Source organism: Streptomyces sp. NBC_01429 (assembly GCF_036231945.1).
GTDB lineage: Bacteria > Actinomycetota > Actinomycetes > Streptomycetales > Streptomycetaceae > Streptomyces.
This window is the reverse complement of record NZ_CP109599.1, coordinates 4,338,626-4,357,065: the sequence shown is the minus strand read 5'-3', so window position 1 is coordinate 4,357,065 and position 18,440 is coordinate 4,338,626. Positions and strand designations below refer to the sequence as shown.

The 18,440-nt window shown below is 71.7% G+C and carries 19 protein-coding genes; 12 read left to right on the top strand and 7 right to left on the bottom strand.

Annotated features, from left to right (window positions below):
• Positions 1-3: 3 nt before the first annotated feature.
• Entirely contained in the window at positions 4-1,065 is a 1,062-nt protein-coding gene (locus OG627_RS19050; RefSeq protein ID WP_329066674.1) for a helix-turn-helix domain-containing protein, read from the bottom strand.
• 460 nt (positions 1,066-1,525) lie between these two features.
• Positions 1,526-2,776: a transcriptional regulator gene (locus tag OG627_RS19045; RefSeq protein ID WP_329066672.1), complete on the bottom strand. Its 1,251-nt coding sequence runs from the start codon at positions 2,774-2,776 to the stop codon at positions 1,526-1,528.
• Positions 2,777-2,943: 167 nt separating this feature from the next.
• On the opposite strand from OG627_RS19045, the gene OG627_RS19040 reads away from it, so the two are divergent.
• The 5 genes from OG627_RS19040 (at position 2,944) to OG627_RS19020 (ending at position 7,052) form a co-directional block, all read left to right on the top strand.
• The gene (locus OG627_RS19040) at positions 2,944-3,579 is read left to right on the top strand and encodes a hypothetical protein (protein WP_329066670.1); all 636 of its coding nucleotides are present in this window, start codon (positions 2,944-2,946) and stop codon (positions 3,577-3,579) included.
• Positions 3,579-4,199 carry a hypothetical protein gene (locus OG627_RS19035; RefSeq protein ID WP_329066668.1) on the top strand — a complete coding sequence of 207 codons (621 nt, stop codon included), beginning with the start codon at positions 3,579-3,581 and terminating at the stop codon, positions 4,197-4,199. Before OG627_RS19040 ends, OG627_RS19035 begins: the two co-directional genes overlap by 1 nt.
• Before the next feature lie 33 nt (positions 4,200-4,232).
• Positions 4,233-4,397, top strand: a complete 165-nt coding sequence (locus tag OG627_RS19030) for a hypothetical protein (protein ID WP_266361575.1) — start codon at positions 4,233-4,235, stop codon at positions 4,395-4,397.
• 103 nt (positions 4,398-4,500) lie between these two features.
• Positions 4,501-5,667: a YcaO-like family protein gene (locus tag OG627_RS19025; RefSeq protein WP_329066663.1), complete on the top strand. Its 1,167-nt coding sequence runs from the start codon at positions 4,501-4,503 to the stop codon at positions 5,665-5,667.
• Positions 5,664-7,052 carry a TfuA-like protein gene (locus OG627_RS19020; protein ID WP_329066662.1) on the top strand — a complete coding sequence of 463 codons (1,389 nt, stop codon included), beginning with the start codon at positions 5,664-5,666 and terminating at the stop codon, positions 7,050-7,052. The genes OG627_RS19025 and OG627_RS19020 overlap by 4 nt, the downstream gene beginning before the upstream one ends.
• Here OG627_RS19020 and OG627_RS19015 read toward each other — a convergent pair.
• Positions 6,986-8,305, bottom strand: coding sequence for an MFS transporter (locus tag OG627_RS19015; protein WP_329072791.1), 1,320 nt, complete (start codon positions 8,303-8,305; stop codon positions 6,986-6,988). The genes OG627_RS19020 and OG627_RS19015 overlap by 67 nt on opposite strands.
• 536 nt (positions 8,306-8,841) lie before the next feature.
• Positions 8,842-9,267, bottom strand: a complete 426-nt coding sequence (locus OG627_RS19010) for an ATP-binding protein (RefSeq protein WP_329066660.1) — start codon at positions 9,265-9,267, stop codon at positions 8,842-8,844.
• Positions 9,268-9,437: 170 nt separating this feature from the next.
• Between OG627_RS19010 and OG627_RS19005 the strand changes: the two genes are divergently transcribed.
• The 3 genes from OG627_RS19005 (at position 9,438) to OG627_RS18995 (ending at position 10,858) form a co-directional block, all read left to right on the top strand.
• Positions 9,438-10,316: a helix-turn-helix domain-containing protein gene (locus OG627_RS19005; RefSeq protein WP_329066658.1), complete on the top strand. Its 879-nt coding sequence runs from the start codon at positions 9,438-9,440 to the stop codon at positions 10,314-10,316.
• Positions 10,313-10,522 (top strand): DUF397 domain-containing protein, encoded by a 210-nt coding sequence (locus OG627_RS19000; protein ID WP_329066656.1) that lies wholly within the window; start codon positions 10,313-10,315, stop codon positions 10,520-10,522. Before OG627_RS19005 ends, OG627_RS19000 begins: the two co-directional genes overlap by 4 nt.
• Positions 10,523-10,648: 126 nt before the next feature.
• Positions 10,649-10,858, top strand: coding sequence for a DUF397 domain-containing protein (locus OG627_RS18995; protein ID WP_329066654.1), 210 nt, complete (start codon positions 10,649-10,651; stop codon positions 10,856-10,858).
• A gap of 134 nt (positions 10,859-10,992) precedes the next feature.
• Here OG627_RS18995 and OG627_RS18990 read toward each other — a convergent pair whose 3' ends face one another.
• Positions 10,993-11,466, bottom strand: coding sequence for a MarR family winged helix-turn-helix transcriptional regulator (locus OG627_RS18990; RefSeq protein ID WP_329066652.1), 474 nt, complete (start codon positions 11,464-11,466; stop codon positions 10,993-10,995).
• 123 nt (positions 11,467-11,589) lie between these two features.
• Here OG627_RS18990 and OG627_RS18985 point away from each other — a divergent pair, with 123 nt between their 5' ends.
• Positions 11,590-12,486: a DODA-type extradiol aromatic ring-opening family dioxygenase gene (locus tag OG627_RS18985; protein WP_329066650.1), complete on the top strand. Its 897-nt coding sequence runs from the start codon at positions 11,590-11,592 to the stop codon at positions 12,484-12,486.
• A 112-nt stretch (positions 12,487-12,598) separates the two neighbouring features.
• Positions 12,599-13,534, top strand: a complete 936-nt coding sequence (locus OG627_RS18980; RefSeq protein WP_329066648.1) for an NADP-dependent oxidoreductase — start codon at positions 12,599-12,601, stop codon at positions 13,532-13,534.
• A 125-nt stretch (positions 13,535-13,659) separates the two neighbouring features.
• Here the strand turns inward: OG627_RS18980 and OG627_RS18975 are convergent, their stop codons facing one another.
• Entirely contained in the window at positions 13,660-15,516 is a 1,857-nt protein-coding gene (locus tag OG627_RS18975; RefSeq protein ID WP_329066646.1) for a bifunctional metallophosphatase/5'-nucleotidase, read from the bottom strand.
• Between the two features lie 295 nt (positions 15,517-15,811).
• On the opposite strand from OG627_RS18975, the gene mshD reads away from it, so the two are divergent.
• Entirely contained in the window at positions 15,812-16,732 is a 921-nt protein-coding gene (gene mshD, locus OG627_RS18970) for a mycothiol synthase (RefSeq protein ID WP_329066644.1), read from the top strand.
• Between the two features lie 108 nt (positions 16,733-16,840).
• Here mshD and OG627_RS18965 read toward each other — a convergent pair whose 3' ends face one another.
• A complete protein-coding gene (locus OG627_RS18965) occupies positions 16,841-17,452 on the bottom strand; it encodes a LysE/ArgO family amino acid transporter (protein WP_329066642.1) in 612 nt (203 codons plus the stop codon).
• An 89-nt stretch (positions 17,453-17,541) separates the two neighbouring features.
• Here OG627_RS18965 and OG627_RS18960 point away from each other — a divergent pair, with 89 nt between their 5' ends.
• Entirely contained in the window at positions 17,542-18,438 is an 897-nt protein-coding gene (locus tag OG627_RS18960; RefSeq protein ID WP_329066640.1) for a LysR family transcriptional regulator ArgP, read from the top strand.
• The last annotated feature ends 2 nt before the right edge of the window (positions 18,439-18,440 follow it).

Sequence of the window (18,440 nt, the reverse complement as noted above, 5' to 3'; positions counted from 1 at the left end):
TGCTCATGGTGTCCGGGACGGCTCGTGGTCGGGGGCCGGGGCAGGGGCCGCTGTGGGCGTGGCGGTGTGGCAGGCGCCGCAGCGGCCGGGTTCCGGGGCGCGGAAGGCGCGATCGCAGCGGTCGCAGTTCTGGAGGGGATGCCGGACGGGCGGTGCGGCGGCCGGTGCGCGGAACGGGGGCGGGGGTGGTAGCTGGGCGGTCAGGCGGTACGCCAGCAGCGCGGCCGGACGTCGCAGTCCATCGGGCGGCAGGTCGGCGGTGAGGGCGTGGTGTACGGCGGCGGGCGCCGCATCGCGCTCCAGCCAGGCGGCGACGCCGGGGGCCAGGTGGGCGGTGTCGCAGGCGGAGAGGAGAAGGCGGGGGTCGAGGGCGCGCAGGCCGGCGAGGACGTCGGTGGCCGCGCGGAGGAGGTCCGGGGAAGAGTAGCCGGGCTGCGGTACGCCGGGCAGGGGCCGCTTCTTGCGGGGCGCGGGGCGTGTGGGCTCGGGGCAGGCGGCGGAGGCGGCGGGGCCCTCGTCGGGGAGCGGGGCGTCCGCCGAGGGCGCCGGGGCGGCCTGCGGGCGCGGGCTGCGGGCGGGCTCGGTGGTACGAACCGTCGCGGTGGCGCGATGCCGGGCCGACGCGGGCTGGTTGCAGGAGATCGTACGGGTGACGATCCGGCCGCCGGGGGTGCGCTCGCGGACCCGGCGCAGATAGCCGTGCGCCTCAAGTTCCCGTAACCCGGCGGCGATACGGGTGGCGCCCTCGGGGAAGCGGCAGGCGAGCGTCTTGATGTCGACGCGGGCCCCGGTGGGCAGCGACTGGATGTGCAGACCGAGGCCCAGGGCGACCAGCGACAGCTCGTGGTGCTGGGCGAGGTGGTTGCCGATCACGGTGAAGCGGGCGGTGTGGCGGGAGTTGTCGTGCTCGACACCGGCGGGATGAACGGCCGACGCGGCTGAGGCCGCCCGGGCCGTCGAAGCCGACCGCCGAACACGGGGACGCCGGTTACCCCGTGAGGGGCGCTGACCGCCCGGTAAGGCTGACGGGGCGTGCGGGGGCACGCTAATGTCGTGAGTATCCATCGGGAAGCTTCTTTCTTCCTTGGTGGTCAGGCCCTCGATCGGGATCGTTACTCCCGGCCGGGGGCCGACATATGTCTGGGGTGATGTGGCTTTCTCCCGCAGAGCGTAAGCCAGTCACAGCACCCGAAATCCACCAGAATCAGGGATGTTCACCCGCCCGAGTGAGTGTGAGCGACGGGCGGGTGGGGTGGGGCTTGGTGGGGTTCTTTCTCCCCTCATGTCCTTTGGACAAAGAGCACCGGAGCCGCCGGAACGCGACGGAACGGGTTCCGGTCGCGCGAGACGCAGTTCGGCCCAGACGATCTTGCGCGGGAACAGCCCTGGCCGCGGTAGGTGGGCAGCGGTTGGCGGTAGCGATGGTTCCGGCTCGCGCGCCGCAGAAACGAAAACCGGTTGTGAGAGCCGTTGTCGCCGGCCGGCGCCAAGGCCGCTCACCCAGGTCAGTTCTCGCAGAGCCCTGTCAGGCGAGAACCTGGCCGAGGAGGTCTCGGGGGCGGCCGGCGAGGGCCTGATGGAGGACTTCGGCCCTGGACCGGATCAGGCCGTCACGGTAGGGGCCTGGGAGGCGGTCGAAGACCCCCGCCGCCATACCGGCCGCGGCTGAGGGGTCGCCGTCGAGACGCAGGCAGGCGGCGGTGTCCATCGCGATCAGGGCCCGGGTCATCACCGAGGGAGAATCGGTGAGGTCGAGGGCGTCGTCCTGGGCCGAGTAGGCGGCCTCGGTGTCCCCGAGCAGGGTGTACGCCTGGGAGAGGTGCACGAAGTGCTTCTGTCCTGGGTAGCCGAACCAGGTGTCGGCTGCTTCCTGCCCGTCGAGGCGCTCGACCAGGTCCCGAACGTCGGTGACCGCCGTCCTCGCGCCCCGGTGGTCGCCGATGGCGGCGAGCGAGCGGGCGGTGACGGCCGCCGCCAACGCTCCGGCCGCGGTGGGCGTCCGGCCGGCTGCTCTGCGGGCTCGGGCGGCGATGCGCACGGCCACCTCGGGGGCGCCGTAGTTCAGCGGCACCATCGCGTGCCGTGCCAGCACCCAGGCGGTCATCCTGCGGTCACCGGATTCCCGGGCCGCCTTCTCCGCCGTTGCGAACCAGCGGAAGGCGTCCCCCTTGTCGCCCCGGTCGTGCTGAACGATGGCGACCAGACCGGCGATCCCGGCGGCGGTGCGGGCGAGATCGGCTCGCGCGCCGGCCGGGTGGGGCTGGTTGAGGACCTGGCCGAGGAGGTCGAGATCCGCCTGCATCTCGCCCAGGACGTCGTCAGGTGCCCGGCCGTGGTAGCCGCCCCGGTGGCGCTCGAACGCCGACTCCAGGTAGGCCAGATCACCGGCCCCGGACCCAGCGAGGGCCCCGTCGATGCCCTCGCGGGCCTGCGCGATTCCAGGCAACGCGGTCGCGCCTACCGCGGCGGCCGCCACCCCGAAGAACCTGCGTCGTTTCACGTCCTCTTTCTCCCTGTACTGGCTACGTCGGTGCTGTCGCGATGCGGCGACCGCCCGCTGCACGTCCGCGACGCTCAGCCCGTACGCGCGGGCGATCGTCTCGTGCCGGTCCGGGACCGGTAACCGCTTCTCCAGTTCCCACCTCTTGATGTTCTCCCAGTCGAACCATCTGCCGTTCTGGGCCCGTTGAACGACCTGGGCCTGCTCGTCGCGAGTACGGCCGGCGTCTTCGCGGATCGCTCGCAGTAAGACGCCGATGCCGTCCGGGGTCACCATGACACTTCCCTCCGTCGCCGTCGGGCAAGGACTTCATCCTGGCCCCCCGGAGCGGCCCCCCACCGGAAAATGCACCCCTTCCTGGCCCCTCATTCCTTGTGTTCCCCGGCAGTTCAATGGACGAACACCGGGCGCCACCCGGACAGAGAGACCACCTGGAGGGGATCATGGACACCGAAGCACCCGTGGAACGGCTGCCGGCTCGCGCCGCGTGGGAGGAGACGGGAACGGCTGTTGTTCCCGGTGTCCTTGAGTCGGACCGCTTCAAGGCACTGGCCGAGGAGGCGCACGGCAGGCTCGACCTGGTCACGCCCCACACCCACGAACACACGGCCGCACACCGCGACGGCTCGTTCGCCTCCCCGGTCCACTGCGGCTTCCTCCCGCCCGGCCCGGTGCTGGAGGCCCTGGCCTACGACAGAGCCCTGCTGATGGCTCTGCGCGGGACCACCGGCATTCCCCGGCTGGTCCCGCGCGGGGGCGCCGTGGTCCTCTACCGGGAAGGCGACTTCCAGGGCCTGCACACGGACTCGGTGAAGTCCACCGTGACCGTGGCGCTCGCGCTGACCGAGAACCTGCCGCCGATGGGCTGGGCCCCAGACCTGCTGGGCGCGTTCCCCGACCGTCTCGGAGAGGTCGTCACCGAGCACGGCATCTTCCCCGAAGGCGAGGGCTTCACCACCCTGACCCACCCGTACGGCGACGGCAGTGTCCGGGCGTTCGCCGGGTACCACGTGCCGCACTGGCGCCGACCGATGAAGTCGACGGGCCTGCTGGTGACCATGTCGTTCATGGACCTGTGATGGCCATGACCCCGCGTCAGCTCTGGCTGACGGAAGGCCGGGCGGTCGTTCCCGAGGACGTGGTCGAACCCGGACTCTGGGAGGAGATCGCGGAGGAGGCCGACCGGTGCGAGCCCCACGCGGTCGTCCGCCACAACCAGCGGCCGGGGCCGCTCGTGATGCGGGACGGATCGATCACCTCCCCCCAGCGGTGCCGGGTCCACACCGGCGGAGACGCGCTCAGCCGGCTGGCCATGTCCAAGTGCCTGGCAGAGGTTGCGGGCGAAGCGACCGGCCGCGCCCGCATGACCCCGATCCGTTTCGGCCTGAAGTTCTACGAGCCCGGCGACTACATGCATGTCCACCGCGACGACGGGAAGTGCTCGATCACCTTCTCGTGCGGCCTGACCCCCGGCCTCGCCTCGATGGGCTGGCTGCCCCGCCTGCGGTGGCTGACCACCCGGCAGGTGGCCGACCGCCTCGGCCACGCCCCTTACCCCGACGGCGGCGAGAGCTTCCCGGTCCGCCACCGCGTCCTCACCGGATTCGACGGAAGCCGAATCCCCCACTGGCGTACCCCGCTCGACTCTCCGTCGCGCGAGGTGCTGATCACCATCTGCTTCACCGACCTCTCGGTGTAGCGGCTTCCTTCCCGAGACCCAGGAGGAACGACCATGTCCCAGCAGATCCCGTCTGCCACGACGCAGGCCGTGGACCCGGCCGACTTCGTGGCCGAGCTGCACGCCGAGGGCAACATGCCGCAGAACTCCGGCGGCGACCCGGCCGTGCCCGACTCCGCCTTCCCCGACACCCACACCTACCCGCTGCCGTCCGCCTGACCGGCGCCGTGGGCGGTAGCTGAACCCGCCCGGCCGTTCGGGCACCCTCCGGTGACCCGGGTGCCCGGCGGCCGGGCTTCGTCATCTGCGAAGGGAAGAGCCCATGCGCAAGGCGTACTTCGACGGCACCCACCGGACCCGCCATCCCGATCAGACCTGGGAGTCGATCCGGCCGCTGTTGATGGCGTACGGCATTACCCGCGTCGCCGACGTGACCGGCCTGGACGACATCGGTATCCCGGTGACCATGGCCGTGCGGCCGCTGGCCCGCACGCTGTCCGTCGCCCAGGGCAAGGGGGCGACGCCGGCCGCGGCCCGGGTCTCGGGGGCCATGGAAGCGATCGAGGCGTGGCACGGCGAGCGGGCCGTCCCGACCGCCGAAGTGCGGGCCCCGGCCGACGGCCTGGAGCTGTCCTATCCCGTGACCGCCCTGGAGAGCCACCCCGGCTCTCTGGTCACCGGCCGGACGGTTCTGGACTGGATCACCGCACGGTCGGCACTGGACGGCGAACCCGTGCTCGTTCCGGCGGCGTGCGTGCGGCTGGGCCGTGAAGTCCACAGCCAGTGGCGGTTGCACCTGCCCAGCGCCTCCACGAACGGTCTCGCCTCCGGCAACACCCGCGCCGAGGCCGTCGCCCACGCTCTGGCCGAGCTGATCGAGCGCGACACGATCAGTGCTCTCGCCGACGGGCGGGACCACGGCCGGCTCATCGACCCCGACAGCGTTGAGGACGAACACTGCGCGGCACTGGTCAGCCGGTTGCGGTCGGCCGGGGCCTGGCTGGAGCTGTGGCAGCTGCCGAACCGTTTCGGGGTGCCCGTCATGAGCTGCTACCTGTGGCGCGAGGACCAGCCGGCCCTGCTGGTCTCCGGCTCCGGCGCCCACCTGGACCCCCACGTGGCGCTGTCCCGGGCGATCACGGAGGCGGCTCAGTCCCGCCTCACCCAGATCTCCGGCAGCCGGGAGGACATCCACCCCGCCGCGTACCGGCCCGCCGTACACCATGGCCCCCGGCCCACCGCGAACCCCGGCGCCGGGTGGGCGGAGGTCGCCGCTCAGCACACCACCGGCTTCGCCACGGACGACGGCGAGGCCGAGCACCTGGCCGCCCGTGTCGCGGCTGTCACCGGTCACTCCCCGCTCGTGGTGGACCTCACCCACGGACTCCACCAGCGGCGCGAGTTCGCCGTCGTCAAGGTGCTGGCCCCGGCCCTGCGGTACGACGCCCGGCACGTCATCCCCCGACCGACCCCGGAGGCGGCCGCATGACCGTTCACGTCTTCTCGGGGCCCACCGTGCCCGGAGCACGGGTCCGGGAAGTGCTCCCCGGAGCCGTGACGCACCCCCCGGTCCGCCACGGCGACCTGATGCGGCTCCGTACCGGCCCCGGCGACACCCTGCTGATCATCGATGGCCTCTGGCACCAGAGCGCCCCGGTGCGGCACAAGGAGATCCTGGCGCTGCTGGCCGAAGGCGTCGCCGTGGTCGGCGCCGCCAGCATGGGAGCCCTGCGTGCCGCCGAACTCGCCCCGTACGGGATGGTCGGCATCGGCCGGATCTTCGAGGACTTCCGCAGCGGCGCCCTGGACGCGGACGACGAAGTCGCCGTGCTCCACACCGACGACGGCCTCCCGCTGTCCGAAGCCCTCGTGAACCTGCGGGCCGCCCTGACCCGGGCCGCCGCCGACGGGCAACTGGACGATGCCGAAGCGGACCTGCTCGCCGATCTGGCCCGCTCCCTCCCCTACACCTCCCGGTCGTGGACCGCGCTGGGCCGCATCGCGGCCGGGGAGGGGCTGGGGCCCGCGTTCAGCCGGGCGGACACCTGGCGCCGTACGCATCCCTGCGACGCCAAGAGGGAGGACGCCGAGCGGGCTCTTGCCCTCCTTGCCGCCGGCCTGCCCCCGGCCCCCGGCGCCGGCGCGTGGGCGGGCGAGGCGTGGCAGACCAGCTTCGTCCGGTACTGGCAGGCGGCCTTCCGGCCGGGTGCGGTGGCGTGCGGGCAGCCCGTGAGCTTCCTCGCCCTCCTGCACCATCAGCAGCTGTACGACCCGGGGTTCCCGGCCCGTTGGAGGACGCGGGTCCTGGCCGCCATCGCCCATGAGAGGTGCGACGACGGGTGCCGCCCGGTGGGATCCGCGGCGGTGGAGCGGTCCGCCCTGCGGTGCGCCGCTGCCGCAGGTGTGGAGGTGGGCAGCATGTCGGGCGACCAGCTGGCCCACTGGCTCACCGAGGAGGAGGTGAGCCGGCTTCCGCCCGAGGAAGCACTGGTACGGGTCGTCGTCCGCTCCGCCCGCTTGGACGGGGCTTGGACGGTGTGGCCCGCCACGATGGCCGAAGCGGGCGACCTGCTCGGTTCCGTTCCCCCGGCCGCTGAAGCCGTCGTCGCCGCCTTGGTCCGCAACGCCGAGATCGAGGCGGCCGACCCCCACCACACCACGGCTCACCTGCGCGCCGGGCGCATCGCCTCTCACCTCGCCCAGTGCTGGGGGCTACCCGAGGGATACGGCCGGGCCATGCTCGACGCGGCGGCCCGGGACCGGGCGTTCCGCGACGTCACCGGCGCCATCGAGGTGGCCAGGGCGTTCTACCTCTCCGCCCGTGCCGTGGGCACAGGCCCGCCGGTGTCCTTGGTCGCTCCCGGCGCGAGGTAGAGCCCCCGGACCTGAGCAATGGCCAGCGGTACGACGGAGGCGGCCGTGATGATCAGGGCGCCTGTCGCCAGGGTGGTGCGGAGCCCGAACAGGTGGGAGGCGGGACCGGCGAGGAGATAGCCGAAGGGCACGGGCAGGATCTGTCCGAGTGTCGAGTAGGACAGGGTCCGGCCCAGCCGGTCCGCCGGAATCCTCTCCTGCACCAGCGAAGCCCACACGGTCATACTGACCGCCAGCCCCGTGCCCGCCACCCCCGTGGCGACCACGAGCACGGGCAGCGGCACGGCCGTGGCCATTGCCGCCAGCGGCACCGCCATCGAGCCGGTGCCCGCACAGACGACGACTCCGACCTGGCGTGGCTTCCACATCAGGGCGAGCGCCGCCCCGGCCACCAGCCCGGCGGTGAAGCCGGACACCACCAGTCCCCACGGGGCAGCGCCGCCGAGAACCTGCTGCCCGTACACCGGGCCGAGGAGCTGGTAACCGACCAGCCACACAGGAACGATCACGGCGGCCTGGCAGACCATCACCCACAGCCAGCGGCGGGAGCGGAAGTCGTCCCAGCCCTCGCGCAGGTCGGCGGTGAACCCGGTACGGACCTTGACCGCCTTGGCCTTGAGGCTGATCCGGGAGAAGAGGAGTGCCGAGGTGGCGAACGTCAGAGCGTCCCACCCAAGGGCCCAGCCGGGGCCGGCCACGGCGACCAGGACGCCGCCCAGGGCCGGTCCGGCCACCTTCACCATGTTCTGGCCGATCTTCAGTAGAGCGTTGGCCGCGTGCCGGAGTTCGGCCGGGACCACCTCCACGACGATGCCCCCGGCCGCCGGGGTGAAGAAGGCTCCCGCCGCCCCGCAGACGGCCGACATCGCCACCAGGTGCCAGACCCTGGCTGTGCCCGAGACCAGCAGCAGCACCGCCGCCACCTCCGCGACCGCACAGACGACGTTGGACCACACCATGACGCGGGACCTGGACAGCCTGTCAGCGACGACCCCGCCGACGAGCAGAAGCAGGATCTGCGGTACGACGCTCGCCGCGAGGACCGCGCCCAGCGCGCCAGGCCCGCCGCCGATCCGGAGGACCGCGAAGGCCAGACCGATGGGCGCCACGGCCGAGCCGGTCCAGGAGAGCAGACGGGCGGTGAAGTGCAGCCGGTACGACCTGATGGACAGTGGAGCGCCCGCCTCCCGGACCCGGGCCGCCCAGCTGATACGTGGAACGGGCCCCGCTGGATTCCGATCGTGCAGCAGCACCTTACGCAAGATCCAACTCCGCCCGGAGAACACGAAATCCCGGCAGCGAGACGCCACCGGGAAGGTTGTCCCGACTCTAGAGCAACCCGAAGATCGTGTATCGCAGACGCACCAGCAGGCAGTTGGCAGAGCCGCCACGCCGATGCCCGAACCGGAACTTCTTCTTCTCGCGGGGCTGGACGACTCGACACCGATCGAGGTCGTGGTGCCCGCGGGGCCGAGTGCCGAGTGCCGAGTGCGGGATCAGTAACGAGCCTCCGCTGATCCTCACCGGCGACTCCGGGAACTGAACAGTGGACTCGGAGACGGGCCGGCCGAATCTCAACGGGCGCCACATGCCCCGGACCGGACCGGGCTCTCCGGGCGGCACAGGAGTGAAGCGGCGGTTCGGGCTCCCGGACCGCAGCCCGTGCCGCAGCACACCAGGCATCCGACGGGTGGGCAGGTGGGGGTGGGACTTGGCGGGGTTCTTTCTTCTCTCACGTCCTTTGGAAAAGGCCACTGCAGCCACCGGAACCCGCCGGAACGGGTTCCGGTCACGCGAGACGCACTTCCGCCCAGACGATCTTGCGCGGGAACAGGCCCTCGGTGACTCCCCAGCGGTCGGCGAGCGCGTCCACGAGCAGCAGCCCACGCCCCGACTCGGCGTACGGGCAGAGCCGTTGAAGTACGGGCAGGAGTTCACGGCGCGTGTCGGCGACCTCGATACGGAGGACGTCACCGACGAAGCGGAGTGTGAGCCGGAAGTCGCGCCCGGCCACCCGTCCGTGGGAGGCGGCGTTGGCGGCCAGTTCGGCCGCGAGAAGGCGGCCGGGATCGGAGGGGAGCCCCCAGTCACGGAGTTGACTCTCCGCGAGCAGGCGGGCGAGGCGGGCACCCCGGGGCGTGGAGGAGAGCAGCACGCTGAAGGTGGGCGCGGCGGGGTCGAGTGGGGCCGTGGTCTCGGCGGTTTCCTGAATCACCTCACTCACAGTGGCCGAAAATGCCTACCCTGATAAGTGACGAAACGATTGCGTACGGTCACTGTCCAGTGCTTGTCCGGTGCTGTCTTGGCTGTCGGCGCAGTTGGCACGGGTAGGGCGAGGGCGCCGGGAAAAGCCAAGGGACGGCGCGGGACTACGGAGGAGTGCGGATGTCGGTGGACGGCGAGGCGGTACAAGCCAGGAGCGAGGCGGACGAGCCCGGGTGGGAGGTGGACCCGGACGACGAGTGGGGCGTGGCCGTTATCGCCACGGTGGGACGGCAGTTGAAGCTGCGCCGCGAGGCGGCGGGGATGCGCGCCGGCGAGTTCGGGAGAACGGTCGGCTACGGCGAAGACATGGTGTACAAGATCGAGGCGGGAAAACGGATTCCCCGGCAGGACTACCTGAGCAGGGCCGATGAGGTGCTGGAAGCGGATGGTCTGATCGCGGCGACGTGGGAGGACGTCAAGAAGGTCCGGTACCCGAAGAAGGTGCGGGCGCTGGCCAAGTTGGAGGCCGAGGCGGTCGAGATCGGCATCTACGAGAGCAACGGCATCAACGGACTTCTCCAGACCGCTGACCACGCGAGGGCGTTGTTCATGGCCATGCAGCCCCCGTATTCCCCGGACGAGGTGGAGCGGATGGTGCTCGCGCGCGTGGCTCGTGCGTCGGTCTTCGAGTGCTCCCCCGCACCCGCGCTCAGCTTCGTCCTGGAAGAGGCGGCCGTGCGGCGCCCGATCGGGGGCACAATGGTGTGGCGCCAGCAGCTCGAACGTCTGTTGGAGGTGGGGCGATTGCACAACGTCGTTCTTCAGGTGATGCCGTTGAACAGCGAGACGCACTCCGGCATGGACGGCAAGATCGAACTGCTGAAATTCGCAGACGGCAGGGCCGTGGGCCGCTCCGATGGCGCGTTCAGCGGTCGGCCCACTTCCGAACTCAAACACCTGCGCATCCTTGAGCTGCGTTATGGCACGATCCGGGCTCAGGCGCTCTCGCCCCGGGAGTCGCTGGCCTTCATCGAACAACTGCTGGGAGTCCCAACATGATCCGCAAGACCACTGCCGGGGACGCCTCCGAGCTGGCGTGGTTCAAGAGCAGCTACAGCAGCGGTAACGACGGCACCTCCTGCGTCGAGATCGCGACCACCCCCGGCACCGTACACATCCGCGACTCCAAAACCCTCGAAGGCCCCCGCCTCACCCTCACCCCCGGCGCCTGGGCGAACTTCGTGACGTACACGGTCGAAAGCTGACGCCTCGCGATGCCAACGTGCCCGCGCATGGTCACACCGGGCGCGGGCACGCACGTCGGTTGCGGCTCAGGCGCTCTCGCCCCGGGAGTCGCTGGCCTTCATCGAACAACTGCTGGGAGTCCCAACATGATCCGCAAGACCACTGCCGGGGACGCCTCCGAGCTGGCGTGGTTCAAGAGCAGCTACAGCGACGGCAACGACGGCACCTCCTGCGTCGAGATCGCGACCACCCCCGGCACCGTACACATCCGCGACTCCAAAACCCTCGAAGGCCCCCGCCTCACCCTCACCCCCGGCGCCTGGGCGAACTTCGTGACGTACACGGTCGAAGACTGACGCCTCAACGGGCCGTGGCCCGCGCATGATCGCACCGAGCGCGGGGCACGTGCCGGGCCCGACCGGCAGACCGTGCCATACGACCGGCGCCCCGGCACCCCTCGGTGTCGAAAACCCCGCCCGGAGACGGCCGTTCAGCCTCCTTCCAGTTCCCCGCGCACGGTGGCGGCGACGCGGGTGAGCGCGGCCTCGAAGTGGCGGCGCTGAGCGGCGCTGAGCGGATCGAACACGAGCCGCTTCACCTGCGCGACGTGTTCCGGCGCGCTCTCGGCGAGCTTCTGCCGGCCGGCGTCGGCCAGGGCGGCGAGAGTGTACCGGCCGTCGGTGGGGTCGGGCCGGCGGGCGACCCAGTCGCGGGCTTCGAAGCGGTCCATCACCTTCGACAGGCGGGGCTGGGTGCTGTCGCAGACCCGGGCCAGGTCGCTGAGCCGCATCGTGGCCTCGTCGGCCATGGACAGCTGCGCCAGAACCCCGTACTCGAAGTTGGAGATGCCCGCGTCCCGCTGCAACTGGCGGTCGAGGGCCGCCGGGAGGGCGATGACGACCGTGAGAAGCGCCTGCCACAGGTCCTGCTGATCGTCGTCGAGCCAGGGCGACTGAGTGTCCATGCACCCCATCATACTTGCCCGGGCAACTCGCATCACTTGCCTGGGCAACTCATGATGCGCTACTTTTTGACTTGCCTCGGCAAGTCACAACACTTGCCCAGGCAAGTGAAGGAGCTGATTTCGATGACCACCACGAGCAGCCCGGTCTCCCCGAACGGCCTGACTTCCCCCTTCCCGTCGCGCACACCGGCCGCGGCCTACGACGACCTCCTCGCCCGGGTCCTGCCACAGGCGCGCGAGCAGCGGGTGTGGAACCCCTCCGACGGGCCCCTGCCCAGCCTCTTCGTCAGCCACGGCGCCCCGTTCACCCTCGACGATCCGCAGTGGCTCGGCGACCTCTACGACTGGGCCCGGTCGATGCCCAAGCCCCGGGCCATCGTGGTCGTCTCGGCCCACTGGGAACGGGCCCCGGTCGCGATATCCGCAGCCGCCGCGGCCACCCCGCTCTACTACGACTTCAGCGGCTTCCACCCGCGCTACAAGACCCTTCCCTACGCGACCCCGGACGCCACCGACCTGGCTCGGCGGCTCACGGGTCTGCTGGGCCGGACGCCGGTGCACGAGTTCGCCGACCGCGGCCTCGACCACGGCGCCTTCATCCCGCTCATGGCCATGTATCCCGCGGCCGACGTCCCGGTCGTGCAGCTGTCGATGCCCAGCCTCGACCCCGGCGCCCTGCTCGCACTCGGGGCACGCCTGCGGCCCCTGCGCGACGAAGGCATCCTCGTCCTCGGCTCGGGCTTCATGACGCACAGCTTCGCCGTCTTCCGCAGGCCGGAGCTGGCCGCCGACACCACGGCCTTCGACGAATGGGCCGTCGACGCCCTCGCCCGGGGCGACGCCGACGCCCTCACCGACTACCGCGACAAGGCACCGAGCGCCGCGGTCGCCCATCCGACGGCCGATCACTTCGTACCGCTGCTGCTCACCGTCGGCGCCGCCGACGACCCCGCCAGCGCCGTGAGCGCCATCGACCGCATGGTGATGGGCAACTCCACCCGGTCGGTGCAGCTGACCTGACCTGAGCGCCTCGTCACCTCGTCACCTCAGCGCCTCAGCACCTCAGCGCCTCATCGCCCCATCGCCCCATCGGTCGGCAACGACACCAAGTACCCCCCTGGAGGAAAGTGCCATGAAGGCAATACGTTTCCACGAGTTCGGCAGCAGCGAGGTCCTGCGCTACGAGGACGTCGACCGGCCGGTCCCCGGCACCGGGCAGGTGCTGGTGCGGGTGGCTGCCACGTCGTTCAACCCGGTCGACGACCACATCCGCGCCGGTGCCCTGGCCGCGATGCTCCCGATCACCCTCCCGTACGTGCCGGGGATCGACCTGGCGGGCACCGTCGCCGAACTCGGCGCGGACGTGACGGGCCTGGAGGTCGGCGACCGGGTCGTGGCGATGCTGCCCCTCGACTCCGCGGGCGGCGCCGCCGAGTACGTGCTCGCCCCGGCCGGGTCCCTGGCCCCGGCGCCCCGGACGACGGAGCTGGTCGACGCCGCGGCGCTGCCGCTGACCGGCCTCGCGGCCTGGCAGACGGCGTTCGAGCTGGCCGAGCTGAAGCCCGGTCAGAGCGTCCTGGTCAACGGGGCGGGCGGCGCGGTGGGCAGCCTCGTGGTGCAGCTCGCCGTCGACGCGGGAGCGCACGTGACCGCGGTGGACGCGCCGCGGCACGCCGACCGCCTCCGGGGCTACGGCGCGGACCGGGTCGTCGGCCGCCTCGCCCTCGCCGCGGGCCCGGCCGCCGTGGACGGTCCGTTCCAGGTCGTGGTGAACCATGTGCGCCTCGCCCCGGAGCAGCTCGCGCGGCTGACGGACTACGTCGCCGACGGCGGGGTCGCCGCCAGCACAGCCGGTCCGATCCCCGAGGACCCCGCCCGGGGGGTGCGCAGCGCGAGCCTGTGGGTCCGCAGCGACGGAGCCCAGCTGACCGAGCTGGTCGCCAAGGTGGATGCCGGCAAGCTCCGGCTCCACGTCACCGCCCACCGCCCGGTGGCCGAGCTGGCCGCCGTACACGAGGACGCCGGTGCCGGCCGGCTGACCGGCAAGACGGTCGTGCTCGCTCCCTGATCACACCCTGACCGCACCCGACCGCCCTTTCCGACCATGCCGAAGGGCGGCAGGCCCGTGGCCCGCCGCCCTTCGTGACTCGCTCGTACCGGACTGCTCGTACGTACCGAGCCGCTCGTACCGGACTACTTGATGATCGTGATCCGGTCCGCCGCCGGCGGGGCCAGCGGGTTCGTGGCCGACGAGTTGGCCTTCAGGTAGGCGTTGAACATGTCCAGGTCGGACGCGCCGACCAGCTTGTCCGTGCCCTCGGCCAGGGCCGCGAAGCCGTCGCCGCCGCCCGCGAGGAACTCGTTCATCGCGACGCGGTAGGTCTTCGACGGGTCGAGCGGCTCATTGTTCAGCTTCACCGTGTCCGTGACGACCCGGGCGGCGCCCGTCTTCGTCATGTCGAGGGTGTAGGTGAGGCCCCTGGAGACCTGGAGGATCTTCGGGGACGCCTCGTTCGAGCCGCTGACCTGCTGCTGGAGCGTGGTGATCAGCTGGGCGCCGGTCAGGTTCACCGCGTTCATCATGTTGGTGAACGGCTGGACGGTGAACGCCTCGCCGTACGTCACCACACCGTCGCCCTCGCTGCCCGACGCCTTGTGGACCAGGTCGGACCTGATCCCGCCCGGGTTCATGAAGGCGATCTGCGCGCCGCCCTTGTCCGCCGCCGCCATGCCGTCGAGCTGCGCGTCCGCGATCAGGTCGCCGAGCGGGGACTCGGGGGTGGTGGCGCCGCGGCCGTTGATGTCCGCCGAGATGTAGCCCTGCGGGGCGTTGGCGATCGGCGCGGCGATCTTGTTCCACCGCTCGATCAGCGAGGTCATGTCCTTGGCCTTGGCCTGGTCACGGCTGACGATGTGGTTCGCCGACTTCACGCTCGTCCGCACGATGTCCTTGGTGCGCAGGTCGTACGTCAGCGTGGTGTCCGTGTACAGCTTGCCGAACGACGACGCCGAGGTGACCAGGCGCGGGTTGCCCGCCGGGTCCGGGATGGTGCAGGCGTACGCCTGGTGCGTGTGGCCGGTCACCAGCGCGTCGACCTTGGGCGAGATGCCCTTCGCGATGTCGACGATGGGGCCGGAGATGCCGTCACCGGCGCCGGGGCTGTCGCAGTCGTAGTTGTACGAGGTGGAGGCGGGGGCGCCGCCCTCGTGGATCAGCGCGACGATCGACTTGACGCCCTGCTTGTCGAGTTCCTTGGCGTACTTGTTGACGGTCTCGATCTCGTCGTGGAACTTGAGGCCCTTGACGCCCTCGGCGGTCACGATGTTCGGCGTGCCCTCCAGGGTCACTCCGATGAAGCCGATCTTGACGCCGTTCTTCTTCCAGACCGTGTACGGCTTGAGGATCGGCTTGCCGGTCTTCTCGGACGTCACGTTGGCCGCGAGGTAGGGGAAGTCGGCGCCCTTGAACTTCTTGCCCTTCTCGTAACAGCCCTCTGTCGGGTGACAGCCGCCGTTCTGGAGCCGGGCGAGTTCGACGGCGCCCTCGTCGAACTCGTGGTTGCCGACGCTCGTCACGTCGAGCTCGACCTTGTTGAGCGCCTCGATGGTCGGCTCGTCGTGGAAGAGACCGGACAGCAGCGGGCTGGCGCCCACCATGTCGCCGCCCGCCGCGGTGATCGAGTACGGGTGGCCCTTGCGCGCGGTGCGCAGCGAGGTCGCCAGGTACTCCATGCCGCCGGCCGGTATCGCCTTGACCGTGCCGTCGGCCTGCGTCTCGTTGACCGAGCCCGCCGAACCGGCCGGGGGCTCAAGGTTTCCGTGCAGGTCGTTGAAGGACAGGAGCTGTACGTCGACGGTGCTCGGCTTCGGCTTGGGCTTCGGCTTCTGGTGGCCGTGGCTCTGGCTGCTGCCGTGCGCCGGGGCCTTGGCCTGCGTCTGGCTCTGCGCGGTGGCCGGCATCGCGGCGACCAGGGCGCCGACGGTGGCCAGACCAGCGGCAGCGGCGAGCACCCGCCGTGCCGCGCGGTTCTTCTGCGGTGTCGCTGACATCGATCCCCTTGGATTGTGCGTGTGCTGGGTGAGGTGGGCCGCCGTGGGGGGCTCGCGAAGCTCCGGAAACCGCAGAGGTCCGCGTGCGGCAGCCTAGAGTCAACGCGCGTAGCTCAACAGGGGGGAACGGGTTACGAGCTGGTTGCCATTACGGTCCGGGGTGCGGGCCCCGGCACGCGGCTCCGGCACGCGGCTCCGGCACGCGGCTCCGGCACGCGGCTCCGCTACTGACCTCCGGTACGGGCACGAGCCGGGCCGGCGGCCCGCAGCCGCGCCGTCGCCGTACCCTCGACGCATGACTGACGCAGCAGCCCACGAGCCCGGCCGGCAGATCCAGACCCTCGACGCGCTCACCCCCGAGCAGGCCGAGGAGGTCCTCGGCCTGCTCGCGGAGGCGGCCGACTCGGACGGCGTGCAGGCCGTCTCGGAACAGGGCCGCCTCCAGTTGCGCGGCGGCCACCGGGAGGGCGTTCGGCACTTCCTGCTCAGCGCCGACGGCGAACTCGTCGGGTACGGACAGCTGGAGGACACCGACCCCATCGAGGCGCCCGCCGCCGAGCTGGTCATCCGCCCCGGCCGCCGGGGCCGGGGGCACGGCCGGGCGCTGGGCGCCGCGATGCTGGCGGCCTCCGGGAAGCGACTGCGGGCCTGGGCGCACGGCGGGAAGTCGGCCGCGCGCCACCTGGCGCAGGTGCTCGGGCTGACGCTCTTCCGCGAACTGCGCCAGCTGCGCCGCCCGTTGAACCCGCTGGCGGTCGCGGAACCGGTACTGCCCGCCGGGGTCACCGTCCGTACCTTCGTACCCGGGCAGGACGACGCGGCCTGGCTCGCCGTCAACGCCGCCGCGTTCGCGCACCACCCCGAGCAGGGCGGCCTGACGCAGCGCGACCTGGACGACCGTACGGGCGAGCCGTGGTTCGACCCGAAGGGGTTCTTCCTGGCGGAGCGCGACGGCGAGCTGATCGGCTTCCACTGGACCAAGACGCACGCGCGGGAGCGGCTGGGCGAGGTGTACGTCCTCGGCATCAGGCCCGACGCGCAGGGCGGCGGCCTCGGCAAGGCGCTGACCGCGATCGGGCTGCGGCATCTGGCGGCGGAGGGACTGCCGACGGCGATGCTGTACGTGGACGCGGACAACTCGGCGGCGGTGACGGTCTACGAGCGCCTCGGCTTCGCCACGCACGAGGTGGACCTGATGTACCGCACGGAGTCCTGAGCCCGCGACGTACCGCACGGAGTCCTGAGCGCGCGACGTACCGCAGGGAGTCCTGAGCGCGCGTACCGGTTGCCGGTCGGTCGCGTGGGTCCGACCGCCCCGTACCGCTCACACCCCCGCCGCGAACGCCGCCGCGCCCGCCAGCATCGTCGCGGCCACCAGGCCGTCGAGGACGCGCCAGGACGAGGCGCGGCGGAAGAAGCCTGCCAGGAGGCGGGCCCCGTAGCCGAGCGCGGCGAACCAGCACAGGCTGGCCAGCACGGCGCCGGCGCCGAACTCCCAGCGCAGCGTCCCGTAGGTGGCCGCGACGGCGCCGAGCAGCAGCACCGTGTCCAGGTAGACATGGGGGTTCAGCCAGGTCATGGCGAGGCAGGTCAGCACGGCCCGGCGTCCCGAGCGCACCTCCGGTCCCCCGCCGTTCAGGCCGGAGGGCCGGCAGGCCCGGCGGACGGCGAGCGCCCCGTAACAGAGCAGGAAGAGCGCGCCGACGACGCGCACCGTCACCAGCGCCGACGGCCAGGCGGTGACCAGCACGCCGAGGCCGCCGATTCCGCAGGCGATGAGCAGCGCGTCGGAGAGCGCGCAGATCGCCACCACCGGCAGGACGGCCTCGCGACGGATGCCCTGGCGCAGGACGAAGGCGTTCTGCGCGCCGATGGCGACGATGAGCGAGAGGCCGGTGCCGAATCCGGCGGCGGTGGCGGTGAGCGCGGTTCCCATACGGGCACGCTATGGACCGGGCGGCACTTTAGACCAGCTAAATTTTCTTATGTGCCATTAGCCTACGTAATGAAACGAGGAGTGCCGCCATGATGTCCGAGCTGCCCCACGATCTGGTCCGCACCCTGCTCACGGTGGTCGACGAGGGGACCTTCGACGCCGCCGCCACCGCCCTCCATGTGACGCCCTCCGCCGTGAGCCAGCGCGTCAAGGCGCTGGAGCAGCGCACCGGCCGGGTGCTGGTGACCCGTACGAAGCCGGTGAGGCCGACCGCGTCCGGGCAGGTCGTGGTCCGCTTCGCGCGCCAGCTGGCCCGGCTGGAGGGCGACGCGCGCGACGCGCTCGGGATGAACGACGCCGGGGAGCACCCTCGGCTGTCCATCGCGGTCAACTCGGATTCGCTGGCGACCTGGTTCCTGCCCGCGCTCGCGACGCTCGCGCACGACGCGCGGATCTGCTTCGACCTGCGCCGCGAGGACGAGGCCCACACGACGGAGCTGCTGCGCGAGGGCGAGGTGATGGCGGCGGTGACCTCCTCGCCCGATCCGGTGGCGGGCTGCTCGGTGCGCCGGCTCGGCAGTATGGGCTATCTGCCGGTCGCCGCACCGGAGTTCGCCGCGCGGTGGCTCTCCGGCGACGATGTGGAACGGCTGCTGCCGCCCGCGCCCGTGGTCTGCTTCGACCGCCGCGACGAACTCCAGGACAACTTCGTCCGCGAACTCACCGGCGGGCGCGGCGCGAGCGCCCTGCGCCACCGCATCCCCTCCAGCGAGGGCTTCGCCGACGCCGTGACGGCCGGGCTGGGCTGGGGGCTGGTGCCGAGAAGCCAGGCCGAGCCCCGGTTGCGCGCGGGCGCGCTGGTCGGCTTCGCGCCGGGCCGGACCGTACGGGTGCCCCTGTACTGGCAGCAGTGGCGGCTCGACTCGCCCGCGTTGGCGGCGGTGGCGGAGGCGGTGGCAGCGGCGGCGGCGCGGTCGCTCGAATGACC

Excerpts from the sequence above, each read along its gene's own strand:
- OG627_RS19050 (WP_329066674.1), bottom strand. The coding sequence starts at position 1,065 with ATGGATACTCACGACATTAGCGTGCCCCCGCACGCCCCGTCAGCCTTA.
- OG627_RS19045 (WP_329066672.1), bottom strand. The coding sequence starts at position 2,776 with ATGGTGACCCCGGACGGCATCGGCGTCTTACTGCGAGCGATCCGCGAA.
- OG627_RS19040 (WP_329066670.1), top strand. The coding sequence starts at position 2,944 with ATGGACACCGAAGCACCCGTGGAACGGCTGCCGGCTCGCGCCGCGTGG.
- OG627_RS19035 (WP_329066668.1), top strand. The coding sequence starts at position 3,579 with ATGGCCATGACCCCGCGTCAGCTCTGGCTGACGGAAGGCCGGGCGGTC.
- OG627_RS19030 (WP_266361575.1), top strand. The coding sequence starts at position 4,233 with ATGTCCCAGCAGATCCCGTCTGCCACGACGCAGGCCGTGGACCCGGCC.
- OG627_RS19025 (WP_329066663.1), top strand. The coding sequence starts at position 4,501 with ATGCGCAAGGCGTACTTCGACGGCACCCACCGGACCCGCCATCCCGAT.
- OG627_RS19020 (WP_329066662.1), top strand. The coding sequence starts at position 5,664 with ATGACCGTTCACGTCTTCTCGGGGCCCACCGTGCCCGGAGCACGGGTC.
- OG627_RS19005 (WP_329066658.1), top strand. The coding sequence starts at position 9,438 with ATGTCGGTGGACGGCGAGGCGGTACAAGCCAGGAGCGAGGCGGACGAG.
- OG627_RS19000 (WP_329066656.1), top strand. The coding sequence starts at position 10,313 with ATGATCCGCAAGACCACTGCCGGGGACGCCTCCGAGCTGGCGTGGTTC.
- OG627_RS18995 (WP_329066654.1), top strand. The coding sequence starts at position 10,649 with ATGATCCGCAAGACCACTGCCGGGGACGCCTCCGAGCTGGCGTGGTTC.
- OG627_RS18990 (WP_329066652.1), bottom strand. The coding sequence starts at position 11,466 with ATGGACACTCAGTCGCCCTGGCTCGACGACGATCAGCAGGACCTGTGG.
- OG627_RS18985 (WP_329066650.1), top strand. The coding sequence starts at position 11,590 with ATGACCACCACGAGCAGCCCGGTCTCCCCGAACGGCCTGACTTCCCCC.
- OG627_RS18980 (WP_329066648.1), top strand. The coding sequence starts at position 12,599 with ATGAAGGCAATACGTTTCCACGAGTTCGGCAGCAGCGAGGTCCTGCGC.
- OG627_RS18975 (WP_329066646.1), bottom strand. The coding sequence starts at position 15,516 with ATGTCAGCGACACCGCAGAAGAACCGCGCGGCACGGCGGGTGCTCGCC.
- mshD (WP_329066644.1), top strand. The coding sequence starts at position 15,812 with ATGACTGACGCAGCAGCCCACGAGCCCGGCCGGCAGATCCAGACCCTC.
- OG627_RS18965 (WP_329066642.1), bottom strand. The coding sequence starts at position 17,452 with ATGGGAACCGCGCTCACCGCCACCGCCGCCGGATTCGGCACCGGCCTC.
- OG627_RS18960 (WP_329066640.1), top strand. The coding sequence starts at position 17,542 with ATGATGTCCGAGCTGCCCCACGATCTGGTCCGCACCCTGCTCACGGTG.